This window comes from Bradyrhizobium sp. 186 (genome assembly GCF_023101685.1).
Classification (GTDB): Bacteria; Pseudomonadota; Alphaproteobacteria; order Rhizobiales; family Xanthobacteraceae; genus Bradyrhizobium.
Window position 1 is genome coordinate 2,555,683 of sequence record NZ_CP082164.1, and the last position, 14,869, is coordinate 2,570,551.

Below are 14,869 nucleotides of genomic sequence, written 5' to 3' on the forward strand. Positions count from 1 at the left end.
GTCCTGGTCGGATGTTAGGTCTCAATCTGTTTCGGGACGTCTTCTCCGAGCTGGTAAAATGGTTTCATGGGCTGCTTGGCTCCCCAGCAGATCGCGCAAACGCCAGAGGTGGCGGAAGAGTTCGAACGACCGACATGTTTCTCGGAAGAGTTCGAACGACCGATATGTTTCTCGTTTCTGCGCAACGGTGGCATCCAAGATCGGTTGTAAACACTTTAGCCATTTGTGCCGATCGCAGCCTGCCAAATGCAGCAATTCGGTGCATGCGACCTCCAAAAATCACGATTTGGCTCTTACTGCTTCAATTTTGCGGGAATGCTGCGAGCACAATCTGAGATAACTTGTGGTGAATGGTTGCGAAGGAACCACCCATGAACGGCACGACGGTCGACGGCGAAATAGTTTTGCGCGCGGCTCGTGCTGGCGATGGCCAGGCGCTGTATGACGTGACGGCACAATCCGTTCAAGGACTCGCAAAAACTCATTACAAGCGCGAGCAACTGGCGGGTTGGATGGGAGAACGTACTGCCAAATATTATGAGGATGTCATCGCTGCGGGCCGTGCGGTCATAGCCGAGGAGAAGGGCGAGGTATTTGGGTTCGTCGACTCAGCTCCTGGCGAGGTGACCCGCCTTTTCGTTTTGCCGAAGGCAGCAGGCCGCGGACTTGGTGAGCGATTGCTCAAAGTTGGTATTGAAGCTGCGGCGAAGGAATACTCGGGACCAATCAAGATCGAGTCAACCTTAAACGCGCAGCGGTTCTATGAACGTCATGGCTTCAGGGCCATCCAGAAGGGATACTTCTCTCATGGGGTTGGCGGAGAGCCGATCGAAATTATCCTTATGGAAATGGTACGAACATAGGCCAGATTGCAGAACCTTGGGCCTCAGATAATCTCGATATTCGCGGGGCTTTGCGATTTTTGGACATCATGCTCGAGCCTTCCTCCTAAGCCGCACGACGTGGCGCCATGAACAACCCAAACCATCGTCTCACCTGTTCCCATCGCGCGTACGAAGCTCATTTTGACCGCTCGGACCATCGGTGCCTTCGCTATCGGTTCGGACACATTTGTCATCATCGGCCCACTCGATGTCAGCTTGCCTATGCTGCGCCGTAGACGCCTAATTCGCTCTTCGCACCAGCCCTCCTGCCACAGCGGATCTACTTTCTACTCAATCGACCACTGCCTAAGCCTCGAGTTCGACGAGTTGCCAGACGCGACGTATGGAGGTGACCCGCACAAGCGTTGACGCGGGCCTCACTGCATCGCAAGCTTCGAGATGAGCTCTTGCAACTTTATGCGAATCGTTGATGTGTAGACGACCGTTCGAACTACATCGGCAAGGTCCGCTCCGGTGGATTTGAGCGCGGCTTCGAGAGTCGTCGTATCCCGCGGCTCGAACGCGACATGGTTGCCGGGTCGCTATTTCCGCAACCCCGGTATCAACTGCGGGGCCGTGAAGGCAGCTGCTAATCTCCGCCCTCAAGATAAAATACGCTATAATTGCTGTTTGCGAATGCGGCCAGCCTCGCAAATGTGGTTGGCCGACCTTCAAAGCGTTCAGGTCGCTGCAGAATAACCGTCGCCATCGAGTGCGGGATCGAGCGCGGTTCGCGTCCGGGTCTCCTGCTACTCGGAAGCAACCCAGTTCCGCAGGCCCTCGATCGTGCGAAAGCCATCGGCGGCGTAGCAGCGTGTGGACGGCTGAGATGCTCGCATCATCTCAGCCAGCGCATGTCCGGGCCCGAGGTGCAGCACCTCGGTGACGCCCAGCTCTATAAGCGCGTCCAGGGTTGCCGCCCAATCGATGGGACGGGCGACCTGGTTTGCCAGTTTCGCCGTGGCGCCGGCGACCGAGAAGATGCGTTCGCCGTCACCGCCGGCAAGTAAGACGCGCTGGCGTGCGACGGCCGCGTCCCTGCTTGTATCGAGCGCCTGCTGCAGAGGTTTGCAGGCCTTCGCGAGCCTTGTCGTATGCGACGCGATTTTGATGGCGAGAAGGCCCGTGCGCGCTCCAGCGGCCTCGTCGCAGAGCGCGATAACATCCCGCTCCACGCCTCCGGTCACGAAAAGAAGGTCGGGATTCCTGATCGCGATCTCGCAGAGGTGCTTTGCAAGCAGAGGTTCGAGCGCAGCCCGGTCGAGCCCGCGGATGTAACCCAGACGGCCATCGGGTCCCGCTGCGCTTTCCATCAGCCGGGCACGAATATTGGTGAACCGCAGTTCATGTTGGATCTGCCGCCGGCAGTAATGCCGTCCCGCAGCGCGCCAAGTGGCGCACGCGCGACATGCGTGGCACTTAAATTCTGCCGCGTTGATGCCCGCGGCAGTCCGCGCCGCAAGCTGCCAGTCATGCACAACGTCGGATGAGCCGATCCTGCCGTACGGTCTCCGAAGTGGAGCACCCTCGCGCAAGATTTCGGCGGACTAGGAACGCGCGAATGGGCTGTTGGTTGAATTCGCATTTAGAAGGAGGAAATTACATGGCCTACGAAGAGCGCGAGACAAGAAATCTGATTGGCAGCGACAAGGTCGAAGGTACTGCGGTCTATGGCGCCGACGATCAGCGCATCGGTTCAATTGACCGGGTGATGATCGATAAAATCAGCGGCAGGACCGCCTATGCCGTCCTGGGATTTGGCGGCTTTCTGGGCATCGGAGACGATCACTATCCGCTTCCGTGGCAGTCACTGAAGTACGACACGAATCTCGGCGGCTACGTCACAGGCGCTACCGAGGACCAACTGCGAGGCGTGCCAAAGTACAGCAGCGAGAGCAGTTGGAACTGGTCGGATCCTGCGATGGCCCGCTCGGTGATGACTACTATGGCGGCATCCCAGCTCCATGAACTGGATGCCAGGAGCGGCATGAGCAAGACCAAAAGACAGCAGAGAAGCAACAGCCGAACTGCCGCGAAATCAGCCTGGAGCGGTTTTGCTGCGGTCTAGCTAGGGCGCTTAGCCGAGAGGCCGTGCTTGTCTGAAATGGAAACGGTTGGGCGCGAACCTCCGGGCCACACTGCGCACCTCGCTCTCGGATGTCTCCAAGGCGATCTTCTGGGCGAGCATGACATCTCCGATCGGCAGAGCGCCAATCGGCATGAAACACAACCCCACCTGTAGGCGACCTCTCTCGTCGATCTCGCACACGTTAACTGAGGCCCCGGCGTGGATCCTGTATCGAATTCCGCTGTCGCTCCCGATCACCTCGAAGTAGCCTTTCCTGGTGAACTGCTCACGCTGCTCCGGCGACAGCCATTGCCGCAAGACCCGCAGCGACCGGCCCTCCGGCGTGCCCTCGGCGCCGTGCCGGATGAAGAGCGCTCTCGCCGCTTTCATTCGGGAGCGGCCGCCCCGTGGGGGTCGAAAGCCGAACATGACCGTCGCGGCTACCCGCCGACCAATCTGGGGAAGAAGACGGTTTCCCTCGCAGTCGGGTCGAACGATCGGATTTGCGAGACCTGACCTGAACCCGTCCGGACCGCCGCAGTGAAGCCGGCATCGGTGAGTTCGTAGAACCGCTGCTCCGCTCTGGCCAGTTCTTGTGCGTCGTCAGCATTGAAATGGTGTCGGCTGTCGCCGCTTCGGTCCATCACGATCTGGATTGCCATGATCGTCCTCCTCGGATTGCTGGTGACCAAGGACCTCAATTGAGTATCCGGCCGAACTCGCAGACTTTCAAGAGTTCGTTGCAGCGGCAAGGGGAGAGCCGACGCATCACGCGATCCAGAACGACCTGCATCAATTATCGGGCGAGAGAAGAGCGCGACTGGACGATATCGCCCGACGGCGCGAACCGATTGCCTACAAGCGTCACTAGAAGGAAACGCGGGCTCGTTGCCGAGACTAAGCAACGGCATGGGGGATTCGGTTGGCCTGTCCAATGAGGGATTGGAGCGAGAGATAAATTTTTTCAATAGGTTAGAGGGCAGCGTATGCGCGACGTGTGCACCGGGAGATCAAGAAGATCTTGCGACAGCCAAAGTGAGCCGGCTCTCAGAAGTGATGCAATGTCATCATCTCGATGAAGATGGCGTCGAACCCGTCGGGGCGCGGCGGTCTTGATCTGACGCATCTCGGCCGCCCGGTGGATCGCGCTCCCTGATGGCTCCGCATTGATCGCCCAGTCGCGCGCCGGAATGGCGGCGACAGTCATCCAGTCGACCGGCGCATCGCGGCCGATCCGGGTGGCGAAGAGCTGGCTGACGATGGTCGAGAAGGTGCTGCTGCTCAGGCCGAGCTCGATCGCCGCGTGCCCACCGCGAACGTCGTCGCCCCCTGGGGGCGAAAAGCGCCAGACGGCGCGTTCACGTCAGCTGCTGGAGCTTCTTCAGCGGATTGAGTTCGCTCGGCTGGTCGTGTTCTTCGCGCCCGTGCTCCGGCTGGGCCTTGCTGTCCTCATGGAGCTCCTGATCCCCGACGATCTCGCCGATGGCCTGTTTCGCCTTGCCGGCGATCCGCTGCTTAAGACCTTTCGCCTTGCCCATGGCACCTCCAAGCTCATGCCGCTGCCCCGGCGCCGAAGGGGGAATGAGCGCCGGAGTTTGGGGTTTCGTCCAGATGGCATCCGGCAGCAGGGGGAGATGCCGGAGGCGTTGGTCAGACTCGTTGGCGCGCCGATGGTTCCTCCGATCATCGCCGTGCGAGTTCGATGATCACGCCTTCATTGCCCCGAAGCAGGATCGATGCCTCCGGCAATGGCTCGCGCGGCCGGTCCAAATGCGTCGACATCAGCAGACGTCCACGGCCCTGCCAGTGCCATTTCCGCGGCTCGGCGGCCATGTTGAGCGCGACCAGCACGTCGCTCGTGCCCGCCACACGCTTGAAGGCGAGGACGTCGTCTTGCGATCGCAACGGCGCGTGGCCGCCCTGGCGAAGACAGGCATGCTCGCGTCGGAGCGCGATCAGCGCACGAAACAACGCTAGGATGGAATGTTCGTCCCGCCTCTGCTGCGCGACGTTGGGCGCATCGCCGGGCTCCAGTGGCAGCCACGGGCTGCCCGTGGTGAATCCGCCGCTGTCGCTATCGTCCCAGCGCATCGGAGCGCGCTCGGGGTCGCGGCAAAGTCCATATCCCGGCACGAGCTTCTCGAAGGGATCGCGAACGCGATCGGCTGGAATGGGAACGCGTTTGCGACCGATCTCGTCGCCCATGTAGAAGAACGGCGTGCCCCGCAGCATCATCAACAGCATCGCGAGCACGCGCATCTGCGCCGCATCGATCTTGCTTGCGATCCGCTGCTTGTCATGTCCGCCGATCACCCACACCGGCCATGCGTCCTCGGGAATGGCGTTGAGATAGGCGTCGATGGTCGCCTGGAGCGACAGCGCGTCCCATTGCGAGTCCAGCAACGCGAAATTGAGCGGCAGATGCAGGCGTGGTCGATCGTTGCCGTAGAAGTGTCCGATCCGGTCGGTCTTGCCCTGAACCTCGCCGCACAACAGCCGGTCCGGATAGCCGTCGATCACCTCTCGGATGAATTCGATGCACGCCATCGTCTCCGGTCGATCATCGGTAAAGACCGGTGTGTGGCGTTGCGGCGGCGGCTTGCTCTTGGCTTGCGGGTTTGATGGATTGTCGCGCAACAGATCATCCTTGATCAGCACGGCGCTGGCATCGACGCGAAAGCCGTCGACGCCGCGGTCGAGCCAGAAGCGCATAACGTCCGCGATCGCTGCCCGCACATCCGGATTGCGCCAGTTCAGGTCGGGCTGCTCAACCAGGAAGGAGTGGTAATAATATTGTCGCCGCGCTTCGCACCACTCCCAGGCGCTGCCGCCGAAGCGGCTCAGCCAGTTGTTTGGCGGCCTGCCGTTCTCGGCCGGATCGGCCCAGATGAACCAATCGGACTTTGCGCTATTGTGGGAGCTGCTGCTCTCGACGAACCAGGCGTGGTCGTCGGCGGTGTGATTGGGGACGAGGTCGAGAACGACCCGGATTCGCGCCTCGTGCAGGGCGTCAACGAGACGATCGAAATCGTCGAGCGTGCCGAAGCCCCGGTCGATCGAACAATAGTCCGAGATATCATAGCCGAGATCGCGGAAGGGACTGCGGTAGATCGGCGTGAGCCACACCGCATCGACGCCGAGCCATTTGAGATAGTCGATTCGCGCCATCAGGCCGGCGAGGTCACCCTTGCCGTCGCCATTAGAATCCTGAAACGAGATCAGCGCGATTTCATAGATGACTGCGGATTGCCACCACGCACGTTCGTCACGGGATTCGGCGGTCATTGCCTGGATTCACCTCGTTGCAGTTTGCCTCTCGGGCCGGCTCAGGATCGCTCCGCCGTGGCGTGCGCTGCGATCTGCTTCGCACCGCTTCTGGCGTTCGCCAGCCCTTTGGGGAAGCCGCTGCGGTTTGGATAAAGCTTGCGTCTTGCCTCGCGCGGCGGCCGCCGCGGTTTGGTGTCCTGCGCGGCGCGATAGTCGAGCATGGCGATGCCTCCGACCATCAGGAGCGCCAGCGCGATATTGCCTTTCTTCGGATTGTCCGATGTCAGTCCGGAGAGCAGCGCGGCGGCATCGAGGCCGTCGCCGCCGACACGAGCCCAGAGGCCGGCGTTCTTGTCGACCGAAAGCGACATGATCCCGGCAAGGATCTCCCGCACGCCGAACGCACGGACCAGCGTCTCGCGGCCTTCCATGCCCAGCATTTCGGTGACGCGCCTTGGGGCAAGGAATTCCACGGCGCCGAGACCGATGCTGAACCAGCCCAGCGCGCGGGTGAGCTGGTCTTCCGGTCGTTTCAGGCTCGGCCCGCCCTCGAGGATCTTTGGATCGCCCTTGGTGCGCACGATGTTGGAGAAGTGAAACATGTCAGACTCGCTCCCTCAAGGCTTCAGCACGACCTTGACGCAGGAGTCCTGCTTGTCACGGAACACCTGGTACATTTCGGGGCCTTGGCTGAGTGGCACGGTATGGGTGATGACGAAGGACGGATCGATCTCGCCGTCCTCGATGCGGCGGAGCAGGTCGTCGGTCCAGCGATTGACGTGGGTCTGGCCGGTGCGCATCGTCAGCCCCTTGTTCATGAACGCGCCCATCGGGAGCATGTCGGAAAGGCCGCTATAGACCCCGGGCACGGAGATGATGCCACCGGGCCGACAAACATAGATCATTTCGCGCAGCACGTGCGGCCGATCGTTCTCCAGCATGACCATCTGCTTGGCGCGGTCGAGCAGGGTGTCGGGCAGGGACGCCATCACGTGCGATTCCATGCCGACGCAATCGATGCACTTTTCGGGTCCCTTGCCGTCGGTGAGCTCCTTCAGGCGCTCAAGGACGCTCTCGGTCTCGAAATTGATCGTGGTGGCGCCTCCGGCTTCCGCCATGCTGAGCCGCTCGGGCAGGCAGTCGATCGCGATCACCTGATTGGCGCCGAGCAGGATGGCGCTGCGGATCGCCATCTGCCCCACGGGCCCGCAGCCCCAGATCGCGACCGTATCGGTCGGCTCGATGTCGCATTGCACGGCGGCCTGCCAGCCGGTCGGGAAGATGTCGCTGAGAAACAACAGCTGGTCGTCGGGAATGCCAGGGGGAACCTTGATGTGCGTGGCATCGGCATAGGGCACGCGCAGATACTCGGCTTGGCCGCCGGGATAGCCGCCGGTGAGATGCGTGTAGCCGAAGAGGCCAGCGGTGGTGTGCCCGAACACCTTGTCCGCGAGATGCCGCTTGCGGTTCGTCGTCTCGCAAACCGAGAAATTGCCGCGCTTGCACTGGTCGCATTCACCGCAAATGATCGTGAACGGTACGACGATGCGATCGCCTTTCTTCAGCTTGCCGTTGACCCCGGAGCCGACCTCGACCACTTCGCCCATGGTCTCGTGGCCCATGATGTCACCCGGCAGCATGCCGGGGATAAAGTTGTGGAAGAGGTGCAGGTCGGAGCCGCAAATGGCGCAGCTCGTGACCTTGATGATGGCGTCGCGCGGGTCCTGAATCTCAGGATCGGTGACGGTGTCGCACCGGATGTCCTCCTTGCCATGCCAAACCAGCGCCTTCATCTCCGTCCTCCCGGCTCAACCACGTGGCATCTAAGTCCAGGAATGAACGATGGTTGCTACGCGACGCGCAAATTCTTCGCACTGCACGGGCCTCGTGCGGAAATAGGAACGGCTGGCCGGCCGGGCGATTAGGCGTCATCATCCCAATCCGCAAGGATATGCCCTATGCCCGCGAATCAATTCGCCGTCGTCACCGGCGCCTCCACCGGTATCGGCCTGGAACTCGCCCGGTGCTGCGCTCAAGCAGGTTTCAATCTCGTCATCGCGGCAGACGAGCCCGCGATCGAGATGGTGGCCGTCGATCTCCGCAGGCTTGGCGTCAGCGTGGAGCCGGTCGAGGCCGATCTCGCCACGACCGAGGGCGTGGACGAGCTCTGTGCTGCAGTCGGGGACCGGCCGATCGATGCGTTGCTCGCCAACGCCGGCGTCGGCCTCGGCAAGGCGTTTCTAGATCAGGACTTTGGCCGGATCAGACGTATCGTCGACACCAACATCACCGGCACGCTCTACCTGATCCATCGCGCCGGCAACGAGATGCTGCGGCGCAACTCGGGGCGCATTCTGATCACGGGCTCAATCGCCGGGTTCACGCCCGGGAGCTTCCAGGCCGTGTACAACGCCTCCAAGGCTTTTCTTGACTCATTCTCCTTCGCTCTGCGCGAAGAGCTGCGCGACAGCGGCATCACCGTCACTTGCCTGATGCCCGGCGCCACCGACACCGAATTCTTCCGCCGAGCCGACATGATGGACACTAAGGTCGGCACCGAGCCGAAGGATGGTGCCTACGAGGTCGCCAAGGCCGGCTTCGATGCAATGCTGCGCGGTGACGCCGACATCGTCACTGGGCTGAAGAATAAGATCCAGGCGACGGTCGCCAACATCACACCGAACGAGATGCTGGCCAAGCAGCACCGCAAAGTGGCCGAGCCAGGCACGGCAAAGTCGTAACGCGAGCGTGCAGGAACTCGCGGCGCACCGCAGACGGTCTGTCCCGTCCCCGCTGTGCAAACGGAAGCGCCGAACATCTGTGCGTAGCGGGCTGCGGTCCGCCGATTGCAGAGGGAGGACTGGCCATGGTGAACATGGCCGCCGCATCATCGTCGAGGACCGCCGTGTATGCCGCGCTCGCCGGCAATGTCCTCGTCGCGGTCATCAAGATTGGTGCCGCCATCTGGACGGGAAGCTCGGCGATGACGAGCGAGGCCGTACACTCGATCGTCGATACCTCCAACGAGGTGCTGCTGCTCTACGGCTACCGTCGTGCGAGCCGCCCGGCGGACGAATCCCATCCACTTGGCTACGGGCGCGAATTGTATTTCTGGAGCTTCATCGTCGCGCTGCTGATTTTCGCGCTGGGCTCGGGCATCTCGCTCTATCAGGGTATCGTTCACGTCGCCGCGCCCGAGCCGATCGAGGATCCCATCGTCAGCTTCATCGTGCTCGGGCTGTCGTTCCTGTTCGAGGGCGGCTCGTGGCTGGTTGCCCTGCGTCGTTTCCGGTCGGACGCCGCGCGGTTTGGTTACTATCAGGCCTTTGTTCGCAGCAAAGACCCGCCCGCATTCATGGTGCTGCTCGAGGACAGCGCGGCGTTGGTTGGCATCGTCATTGCGGCCGCCGCCACGTCGGCGGCGGTATGGCTGTCGCAACCGGTGTGGGATGGCGTCGGCTCGATCCTGATCGGGATTCTCCTCGGCATCACGTCCGTCGGGCTCGCCCGCGAGAGCAAGAGTCTGCTGATCAGCGAGCCGGCGCACCCGGAGCTTGCGCAACCGATCCTCGAGATCGCCCGGCGCTCACCCGGTGTGCTCCAGGCGAACGGCCTCCTGACGGTGCAATTATCCCCGGACGAGGTTGTCGCCGCGCTCAGCGTCGAATTCGCCGACGAGAAGCGCGCCGACGATATCGAGCAATGCGTGATATCGCTCGAAAGAGAAATCCGCAGGCATCATCCGAGCGTCGCAGCCCTGTTCATCAAGCCGCAGACGAACGCGCGCTTTCACGCCGTTCGGGCCAAACGCCGGGGAGGAAGGTCCTAGTCTGCACGAGCTCGATGGAGAGCCGGCTGGTCTGTGCGTCAGCTGCGCCAGGCTGGCAGATGCCATCGAAGCCGAGCGAGCAGAAATCGACAAGCGCGCTCATGCCGAGGAGGCGCGGGGGACACTTCTGCCTTCCGTGTTCGGATGCTCTATTCACAGGTAGTCAGCCTAATCCCAATATGGAACGGCGGGACGCGCGATCATCAGCCAGAAGATAATCAGTACCGCAGCGAAGGCGGGAAAGCCGAAAGCAAACCACCATCGGAATAGACGCGTATACTGATCGGGCAACGGTGAGTTTGTTTCGACGGCAAGTACGGCAAGATCCCGCATGCGTATTTGCATCCACACCACAGGTAGCCAAAAAGCGCCTGTGACGAGATAGAGCACAATGGAAACTGCAATCCAACCATCTGCGAGAGAATATCCGCTCGACCACGCGAGCCAAATCCCTGTAATCGGCTGAAGTGCAATGGCGGTTGCGGTAAAAAGGAAGTCGGCCAGTACGACAGTCCGCGCGACGCCGGCCACCTCCTGGGGCTCGTTGCGAAGGTGCGCGACAAGCATGAAAAAGGCGATGCCGGCACCGGTACCAAGCAGAACGGATGCCCCGATGACGTGGACCGTCTTGAGGAGAAGGTAGAACATCAACGGTCCTCACGGATCGCCATCGCGACCAAATTGAGCATCAGCACCGGCCAGATCTTGAGCATGGGGCCGAGCGGGTCGCTCCACAGGCGCGGCACCAGTGTTGTTCCTATTACGATGTAAACGAGAGAGATGATAAGTGCGGCCCACAAGCCATAGCGGCTAAATGGCCGAAACAGGATGGCGAGGCCGATCACGATGTCCGCAAGGGCTCCTGCGACAACAGTGAGGACCGCGACGTTTCCTTCCAACCCGCCTTCTCGGAGCAGGGACATGCCAATGTCCCAGCCCGGACCGAGCGAAATGATACCAGTAACGATCCAGAATAGGCCAAAGATACCAAATATCAGTGGCTTTAGCGCGTAGAGCCTTGCGAACCATCGGTCCTGCACTGACGCGGGTTCGCTCGCGAGCGCGGCTTCGATATCGCGCGGTCGGATTCCCGTCGCGCGATACCACGGCTCAGGGTCGCCAGTGGCCCCGCGTCGCATTTCAGTTTGGGCAGTCGTGTTGATAGGGGTTCGCCAGCCTAGTAGTTGAGCGAGGTCTCCCATCAGGTAAAACGTCGAAGCAACCCACGAAGGCAAGTTCAAACGGTGGACGGGCTGCCACCGCAGCCAGCGGCGCAAGAGCGCGACGGCATCACTGAAAATCATCTGCCGTGGCCCTGCCAAATCGAGTGCGACGCGGGAAGGTGCGTCGGGCCTCAAGAAAAAGACAACGGTTTCGACAACATCATCAATGTGCACCGGCTGGATGGGCGCGGTGTCAGGCATGACGGGCAAAACAGGCAATGACGCAAGGCCACGTAACAAAGCGCTGCCACCGTAGGCGGCCCTTCCCATCACCACCGATGGTCGAAGAACAACCCAATCGAGGTCACGTGAGGTGAGAGCGATTTCTCCGTCCCGCTTCGTGCGTGAAAAGATACTGACAGCATCCCGATTTGCGCCAATGGCGGAAAGAAGGATCACCCGCCGAATACCTTCCGCTTCACAAGCGGCGTAAAGTGCACCGCTGCCCGAGATATGAACGCCCCGCATATCCTGTCCCTGCAGGGCTCCCGCTGCATTGATGACTGCGTCTATGCCTTTGAGAATTGGCTTCCAGTTTTCGGCGTGCGTCGTCTGCGCGAGGTCTAGGGGCACGTGGTGGTCGCCCTGTAGCCCTGTGGAGGAGCGGGACACCGATACACATTCGTGCCCTTCAACGGTAAGCCGTGCGTTGATAGCAGATCCAATATAACCCGTGCCACCAACAATCAGGATCCGCATCGACTATTCCCGCTGGACGGTCCGGTGGCGCAGACCGCGGATCAACTCCTCCACGTACGGCAAAATTTCGAGGAGCGCAGTCAGGACCAGCATGGTTACGATGTAAGGAACGGGTAGCGGATGCTGCTTCAGCGTGAATGAAAAAGCCGGCGTGCCAAAGCCGAACAATGCTGTGAAAGCCGACCAGTGAAGTGCAATGACCAGCAGCAATCCTGTCAGCGGAAGCATTTCGAGAACACTGTGGACGTGCTGTTCGGCCGGCAAGATCTCGCGCATGGCCGATGCGTAGCGAACGTCCCAAATTGCAGTCGCTTCATGAAGTATCAGAAACGCGATCATGACCAGAATCACGCCGGAGGTAATTTCGAAGAAGAGCGCAGCCAGCACCGGAACGGCCATTTCGGCAAACTGAAGAAGGTGCAGGATCGACTCCTTCCAGCCGCTTGTCTTTTCGATATGTGCGGCGCAATGGCAGAGATAATCGGCAAAGCCGGCAGCCAGCCAAAGCGGCAGCACGAAATACATCAACATTCCCCGCAGGACCTCGTCGGGCCCCATATCAGGCTCCTTTGCAACGCCTGGACGGATAAATCGGTGTCCGCACGAACGTTCCTCATGTCGGAACTCGCGAGAAGCTCGCTGCGGGCGCGTGCTTGATGGACTTATCGCCGCGATGGGCTTATCGCCGCGTGGGCCCGATGCTCTCCATTTCGGAGCCAGCAGGCCACGCAACTAACCCTGTTATTTGGTGGTCGGATCAGCGACGAGGGCGATGCCGGCGGCGCGACATGGAGGACCTTGTTGGCAGGCGGCGCGTTGGAAAGGTACTTACCATCCTTTGAATCATGTTCAAAACAACTAGATTATCAGCAGGTCAACGTAAAGGGCCAAGCTTTCCGGTCACCATCCGGCCGACCAGAGCGGATGTCGTGGCCGCACGCTTCATCGCCCGCAACACTGCGCCGGCTCCGGAGATGGTAGCCCGCGCCCTGACTTGGGGCGCCGACGAGAAGGTGCTTCTGGTCCTGGCGGCGGCTGGTTGGCTTGCGTCGCGCGGGCGGGGCGAGCCGCTGCGGCGCGCCGGCAACCATACGCTGCTGGTCACGGTCGCGGCATCGCTGCTGCCTCACGGTTTGAAGCGTCTCTTCGACCAGACCCGCCCGGACCGCAGAACTGTGGTCGGGCACCTCCATGGCGTCCCGTTTTCCGGGAAACGTGAGGATGCCTTTCCTTCCGGCCACGCGCTGCACATGGGGGCCTTGGCATCGGCGGCCGGCGCGTTGCCGGCCGGCCGCCGCCAGGCGATCCGCGCGCTTGCGGTTGGGCTCGCGCTGACGCGCATAGTGGTTCTGGCGCACTGGGCGAGCGATGTCGTTGCGGGTTTTGCCTTGGGGGCGGTTCTCGAACGGAGCCTCCGAGTTTGGACCGGCTATCCCGGCGATACTTCAATGGAGAACGATCATGCCGACCCTTGAGGACCTGAAGGGATATGCGGAGCGTGCGACCGGTCTGCGGCGCCCGGGCAAGCGCAAAGCCATGGATCTCGCGCAGGTGCGAAAGCCCCACACTGTCCGCTTCAAGGATGACGGTCTCGTCCCCAATCATCCGCGATGGCCGCTGGTCCTCTATCGCAGCGCAGTCAATCTCGACGCGCGACACGACGCGGCCGCGGTGATCGAGGATCTGTTTGAGGCAAACGGTTGGGGCGACGCTTGGCGCGACGGCATCTACGACTACGTGCACTACCATTCCCGGATCCATGAGGTGCTCGGCATTGCACGCGGAAAGGGGCGCGTTCGCTTTGGCGGCAAGAAGGGAAGGATCTTCACGTTGAAGGCTGGCGACATCGCTGTTCTGCCGGCCGGTACGGGGCACCAGTGTCTGGGGGCAGACGATGACTTCCTCGTCGTCGGCGCCTATCCGCCAGTGGGCACCTACGACGAATGCACGACGGTGGAGGACCGTCCACGCGCCCTCAAGAGCATTCCGAAGACGCCGCCGCCGCGCAAAGATCCAGTCTACGGCGCCGGCGGGCCGCTCTTAAAACTCTGGAAAAAAGCGAAATGACCGAGTACGTCATCCGGTTCCTCGTCGGGGGCGCCGTGGTATCGGCCTTCGCGATGCTGGGAGACCTTCTGCGTCCCAAGAGCTTCGCCGGTCTTTTCGCAGCAGCACCGTCAGTTGCGCTCGCAACCCTCGGAATAGCACTGTACCAGCACGGGGCCCACTACGCGGCCCTGCAAACCCACGCCATGATTGCGGGAGCGGGCTCGCCGTCTACAGCGTCGTCGTTTGTCAAATCCTCGCTCGCGCGCGGCTGAGAGCGTTGCCCGCCACTTTGCTATCCCTCGTCGTCTGGCTGATCGTGGCCTTCGGCGTGCTGACCCTCGCCCGGGGGCAGTCATGACGCCGGTCCGCTTCTCGCCGTCATCTCTCAAGGAGGGCCGCTGGTACGAATATCTAATCCGGTTCGCGCTCGGCGGCGCCGCGACCGTCTTCACCGGTCTCGTCAGCAGCCGTTATGGAGCCTCGATCGGCGGCCTTTTCCTTGCCCTTCCGGCGATCTTCTGCGCCAGCGCCACGTTGATCGAGAAGCACGAAATCCGCCGCAAGCGAGAGGCAGGCCTCGCCGGCGAGCGCCGCGGGCAAATGGCGGCCGCGGTCGACTCCGCCGGCACCGCACTTGGGGCACTCGGCATGCTGGCCTTTGCGATCGTCTTTTCCTTGATGGCGGAAAGCAGCATCGCAGCCGCCTTCATGGGCGCGTCGCTCGCCTGGTTGATCATTTCCGTGGCAGCCTGGTACGTGCGCCGCAAGATGCGGTCGATGTGGAGAGGGCGGACCGAACAAAAAGGCGGCGGCTCCGCGATTCCGCGAAGCCGCTGAGGGTGGTCGTACG

At 61.6% G+C, this 14,869-nt stretch carries 15 protein-coding genes and 3 pseudogenes; 8 read left to right on the forward strand and 10 right to left on the reverse strand.

Annotated features, from left to right (window positions below; translation table 11 throughout):
- Positions 1-371 precede the first annotated feature (371 nt).
- On the forward strand, positions 372-863 hold the full coding sequence (locus tag IVB18_RS11890) for a GNAT family N-acetyltransferase (protein ID WP_247989336.1): 492 nt from the start codon (positions 372-374) through the stop codon (positions 861-863).
- A 770-nt stretch (positions 864-1,633) separates the two neighbouring features.
- Here the strand turns inward: IVB18_RS11890 and IVB18_RS11895 are convergent.
- Positions 1,634-2,197, reverse strand: a complete 564-nt coding sequence (locus IVB18_RS11895; protein WP_247989337.1) for a hypothetical protein — start codon at positions 2,195-2,197, stop codon at positions 1,634-1,636.
- Positions 2,198-2,487: 290 nt separating this feature from the next.
- On the opposite strand from IVB18_RS11895, the pseudogene IVB18_RS11900 reads away from it, so the two are divergent.
- Positions 2,488-2,852, forward strand: a pseudogene (locus IVB18_RS11900) (PRC-barrel domain-containing protein).
- Between the two features lie 109 nt (positions 2,853-2,961).
- Here the strand turns inward: IVB18_RS11900 and IVB18_RS11905 are convergent.
- The 6 genes and pseudogenes from IVB18_RS11905 to IVB18_RS11930 form a co-directional block, all read right to left on the reverse strand.
- Positions 2,962-3,381 (reverse strand): hypothetical protein, encoded by a 420-nt coding sequence (locus tag IVB18_RS11905; protein WP_247989338.1) that lies wholly within the window; start codon positions 3,379-3,381, stop codon positions 2,962-2,964.
- A gap of 11 nt (positions 3,382-3,392) precedes the next feature.
- Positions 3,393-3,614, reverse strand: a complete 222-nt coding sequence (locus IVB18_RS11910; RefSeq protein ID WP_247989339.1) for a hypothetical protein — start codon at positions 3,612-3,614, stop codon at positions 3,393-3,395.
- A gap of 479 nt (positions 3,615-4,093) precedes the next feature.
- Positions 4,094-4,249: pseudogene (locus IVB18_RS51900) on the reverse strand (DUF305 domain-containing protein); the annotation flags it as partial.
- A gap of 386 nt (positions 4,250-4,635) precedes the next feature.
- Positions 4,636-6,237, reverse strand: coding sequence for an alpha-amylase family glycosyl hydrolase (locus IVB18_RS11920; protein WP_247989341.1), 1,602 nt, complete (start codon positions 6,235-6,237; stop codon positions 4,636-4,638).
- 41 nt (positions 6,238-6,278) lie between these two features.
- The gene (locus tag IVB18_RS11925; RefSeq protein ID WP_247989342.1) at positions 6,279-6,821 is read right to left on the reverse strand and encodes a hypothetical protein; all 543 of its coding nucleotides are present in this window, start codon (positions 6,819-6,821) and stop codon (positions 6,279-6,281) included.
- Positions 6,822-6,836: 15 nt separating this feature from the next.
- Positions 6,837-8,012 carry a zinc-dependent alcohol dehydrogenase gene (locus tag IVB18_RS11930; RefSeq protein WP_247989343.1) on the reverse strand — a complete coding sequence of 392 codons (1,176 nt, stop codon included), beginning with the start codon at positions 8,010-8,012 and terminating at the stop codon, positions 6,837-6,839.
- A gap of 165 nt (positions 8,013-8,177) precedes the next feature.
- Here IVB18_RS11930 and IVB18_RS11935 point away from each other — a divergent pair, with 165 nt between their 5' ends.
- Together IVB18_RS11935 and IVB18_RS11940 are read left to right on the forward strand one after the other, a co-directional pair.
- Positions 8,178-8,960: an SDR family NAD(P)-dependent oxidoreductase gene (locus IVB18_RS11935; RefSeq protein ID WP_247989344.1), complete on the forward strand. Its 783-nt coding sequence runs from the start codon at positions 8,178-8,180 to the stop codon at positions 8,958-8,960.
- 134 nt (positions 8,961-9,094) lie between these two features.
- Complete coding sequence (locus tag IVB18_RS11940; protein WP_247991612.1) at positions 9,095-10,048, forward strand: cation diffusion facilitator family transporter; 954 nt, start codon at positions 9,095-9,097, stop codon at positions 10,046-10,048.
- A 168-nt stretch (positions 10,049-10,216) separates the two neighbouring features.
- On the opposite strand, the gene IVB18_RS11945 is transcribed toward IVB18_RS11940, so the two are convergent.
- Genes IVB18_RS11945 through IVB18_RS11955 form a run of 3 tightly spaced genes read right to left on the reverse strand, consistent with a single transcriptional unit; the run spans position 10,217 to position 12,528 of the window.
- On the reverse strand, positions 10,217-10,696 hold the full coding sequence (locus IVB18_RS11945; RefSeq protein ID WP_247989345.1) for a DUF2269 domain-containing protein: 480 nt from the start codon (positions 10,694-10,696) through the stop codon (positions 10,217-10,219).
- Positions 10,696-11,970: an SDR family oxidoreductase gene (locus IVB18_RS11950; RefSeq protein WP_247989346.1), complete on the reverse strand. Its 1,275-nt coding sequence runs from the start codon at positions 11,968-11,970 to the stop codon at positions 10,696-10,698. The genes IVB18_RS11945 and IVB18_RS11950 overlap by 1 nt, the downstream gene beginning before the upstream one ends.
- A 3-nt stretch (positions 11,971-11,973) precedes the next feature.
- Positions 11,974-12,528, reverse strand: coding sequence for a diguanylate cyclase (locus IVB18_RS11955; RefSeq protein WP_247989347.1), 555 nt, complete (start codon positions 12,526-12,528; stop codon positions 11,974-11,976).
- A 287-nt stretch (positions 12,529-12,815) separates the two neighbouring features.
- Between IVB18_RS11955 and IVB18_RS11960 the strand changes: the two genes are divergently transcribed.
- The 4 genes and pseudogenes from IVB18_RS11960 (at position 12,816) to IVB18_RS11975 (ending at position 14,856) form a co-directional block, all read left to right on the forward strand.
- On the forward strand, positions 12,816-13,445 hold the full coding sequence (locus IVB18_RS11960) for a phosphatase PAP2 family protein (RefSeq protein ID WP_247989348.1): 630 nt from the start codon (positions 12,816-12,818) through the stop codon (positions 13,443-13,445).
- Positions 13,432-14,037 (forward strand): cupin domain-containing protein, encoded by a 606-nt coding sequence (locus IVB18_RS11965; RefSeq protein ID WP_247989349.1) that lies wholly within the window; start codon positions 13,432-13,434, stop codon positions 14,035-14,037. The genes IVB18_RS11960 and IVB18_RS11965 overlap by 14 nt, the downstream gene beginning before the upstream one ends.
- Positions 14,034-14,377 (forward strand): annotated as a pseudogene (locus IVB18_RS11970) (DUF3147 family protein). The gene IVB18_RS11965 and the pseudogene IVB18_RS11970 overlap by 4 nt, the downstream one beginning before the upstream one ends.
- A complete protein-coding gene (locus IVB18_RS11975) occupies positions 14,374-14,856 on the forward strand; it encodes a DUF3147 family protein (protein WP_247989350.1) in 483 nt (160 codons plus the stop codon). The pseudogene IVB18_RS11970 and the gene IVB18_RS11975 overlap by 4 nt, the downstream one beginning before the upstream one ends.
- Positions 14,857-14,869: the final 13 nt, after the last annotated feature.

Coding starts and splice junctions, on each gene's coding strand:
- IVB18_RS11890 (WP_247989336.1), top strand. CDS start 372: ATGAACGGCACGACGGTCGACGGCGAAATAGTTTTGCGCGCGGCTCGT.
- IVB18_RS11895 (WP_247989337.1), bottom strand. CDS start 2,197: ATGGAAAGCGCAGCGGGACCCGATGGCCGTCTGGGTTACATCCGCGGG.
- IVB18_RS11905 (WP_247989338.1), bottom strand. CDS start 3,381: ATGTTCGGCTTTCGACCCCCACGGGGCGGCCGCTCCCGAATGAAAGCG.
- IVB18_RS11910 (WP_247989339.1), bottom strand. CDS start 3,614: ATGGCAATCCAGATCGTGATGGACCGAAGCGGCGACAGCCGACACCAT.
- IVB18_RS11920 (WP_247989341.1), bottom strand. CDS start 6,237: ATGACCGCCGAATCCCGTGACGAACGTGCGTGGTGGCAATCCGCAGTC.
- IVB18_RS11925 (WP_247989342.1), bottom strand. CDS start 6,821: ATGTTTCACTTCTCCAACATCGTGCGCACCAAGGGCGATCCAAAGATC.
- IVB18_RS11930 (WP_247989343.1), bottom strand. CDS start 8,012: ATGAAGGCGCTGGTTTGGCATGGCAAGGAGGACATCCGGTGCGACACC.
- IVB18_RS11935 (WP_247989344.1), top strand. CDS start 8,178: ATGCCCGCGAATCAATTCGCCGTCGTCACCGGCGCCTCCACCGGTATC.
- IVB18_RS11940 (WP_247991612.1), top strand. CDS start 9,095: ATGGCCGCCGCATCATCGTCGAGGACCGCCGTGTATGCCGCGCTCGCC.
- IVB18_RS11945 (WP_247989345.1), bottom strand. CDS start 10,696: ATGTTCTACCTTCTCCTCAAGACGGTCCACGTCATCGGGGCATCCGTT.
- IVB18_RS11950 (WP_247989346.1), bottom strand. CDS start 11,970: ATGCGGATCCTGATTGTTGGTGGCACGGGTTATATTGGATCTGCTATC.
- IVB18_RS11955 (WP_247989347.1), bottom strand. CDS start 12,528: ATGGGGCCCGACGAGGTCCTGCGGGGAATGTTGATGTATTTCGTGCTG.
- IVB18_RS11960 (WP_247989348.1), top strand. CDS start 12,816: ATGTTCAAAACAACTAGATTATCAGCAGGTCAACGTAAAGGGCCAAGC.
- IVB18_RS11965 (WP_247989349.1), top strand. CDS start 13,432: ATGCCGACCCTTGAGGACCTGAAGGGATATGCGGAGCGTGCGACCGGT.
- IVB18_RS11975 (WP_247989350.1), top strand. CDS start 14,374: ATGACGCCGGTCCGCTTCTCGCCGTCATCTCTCAAGGAGGGCCGCTGG.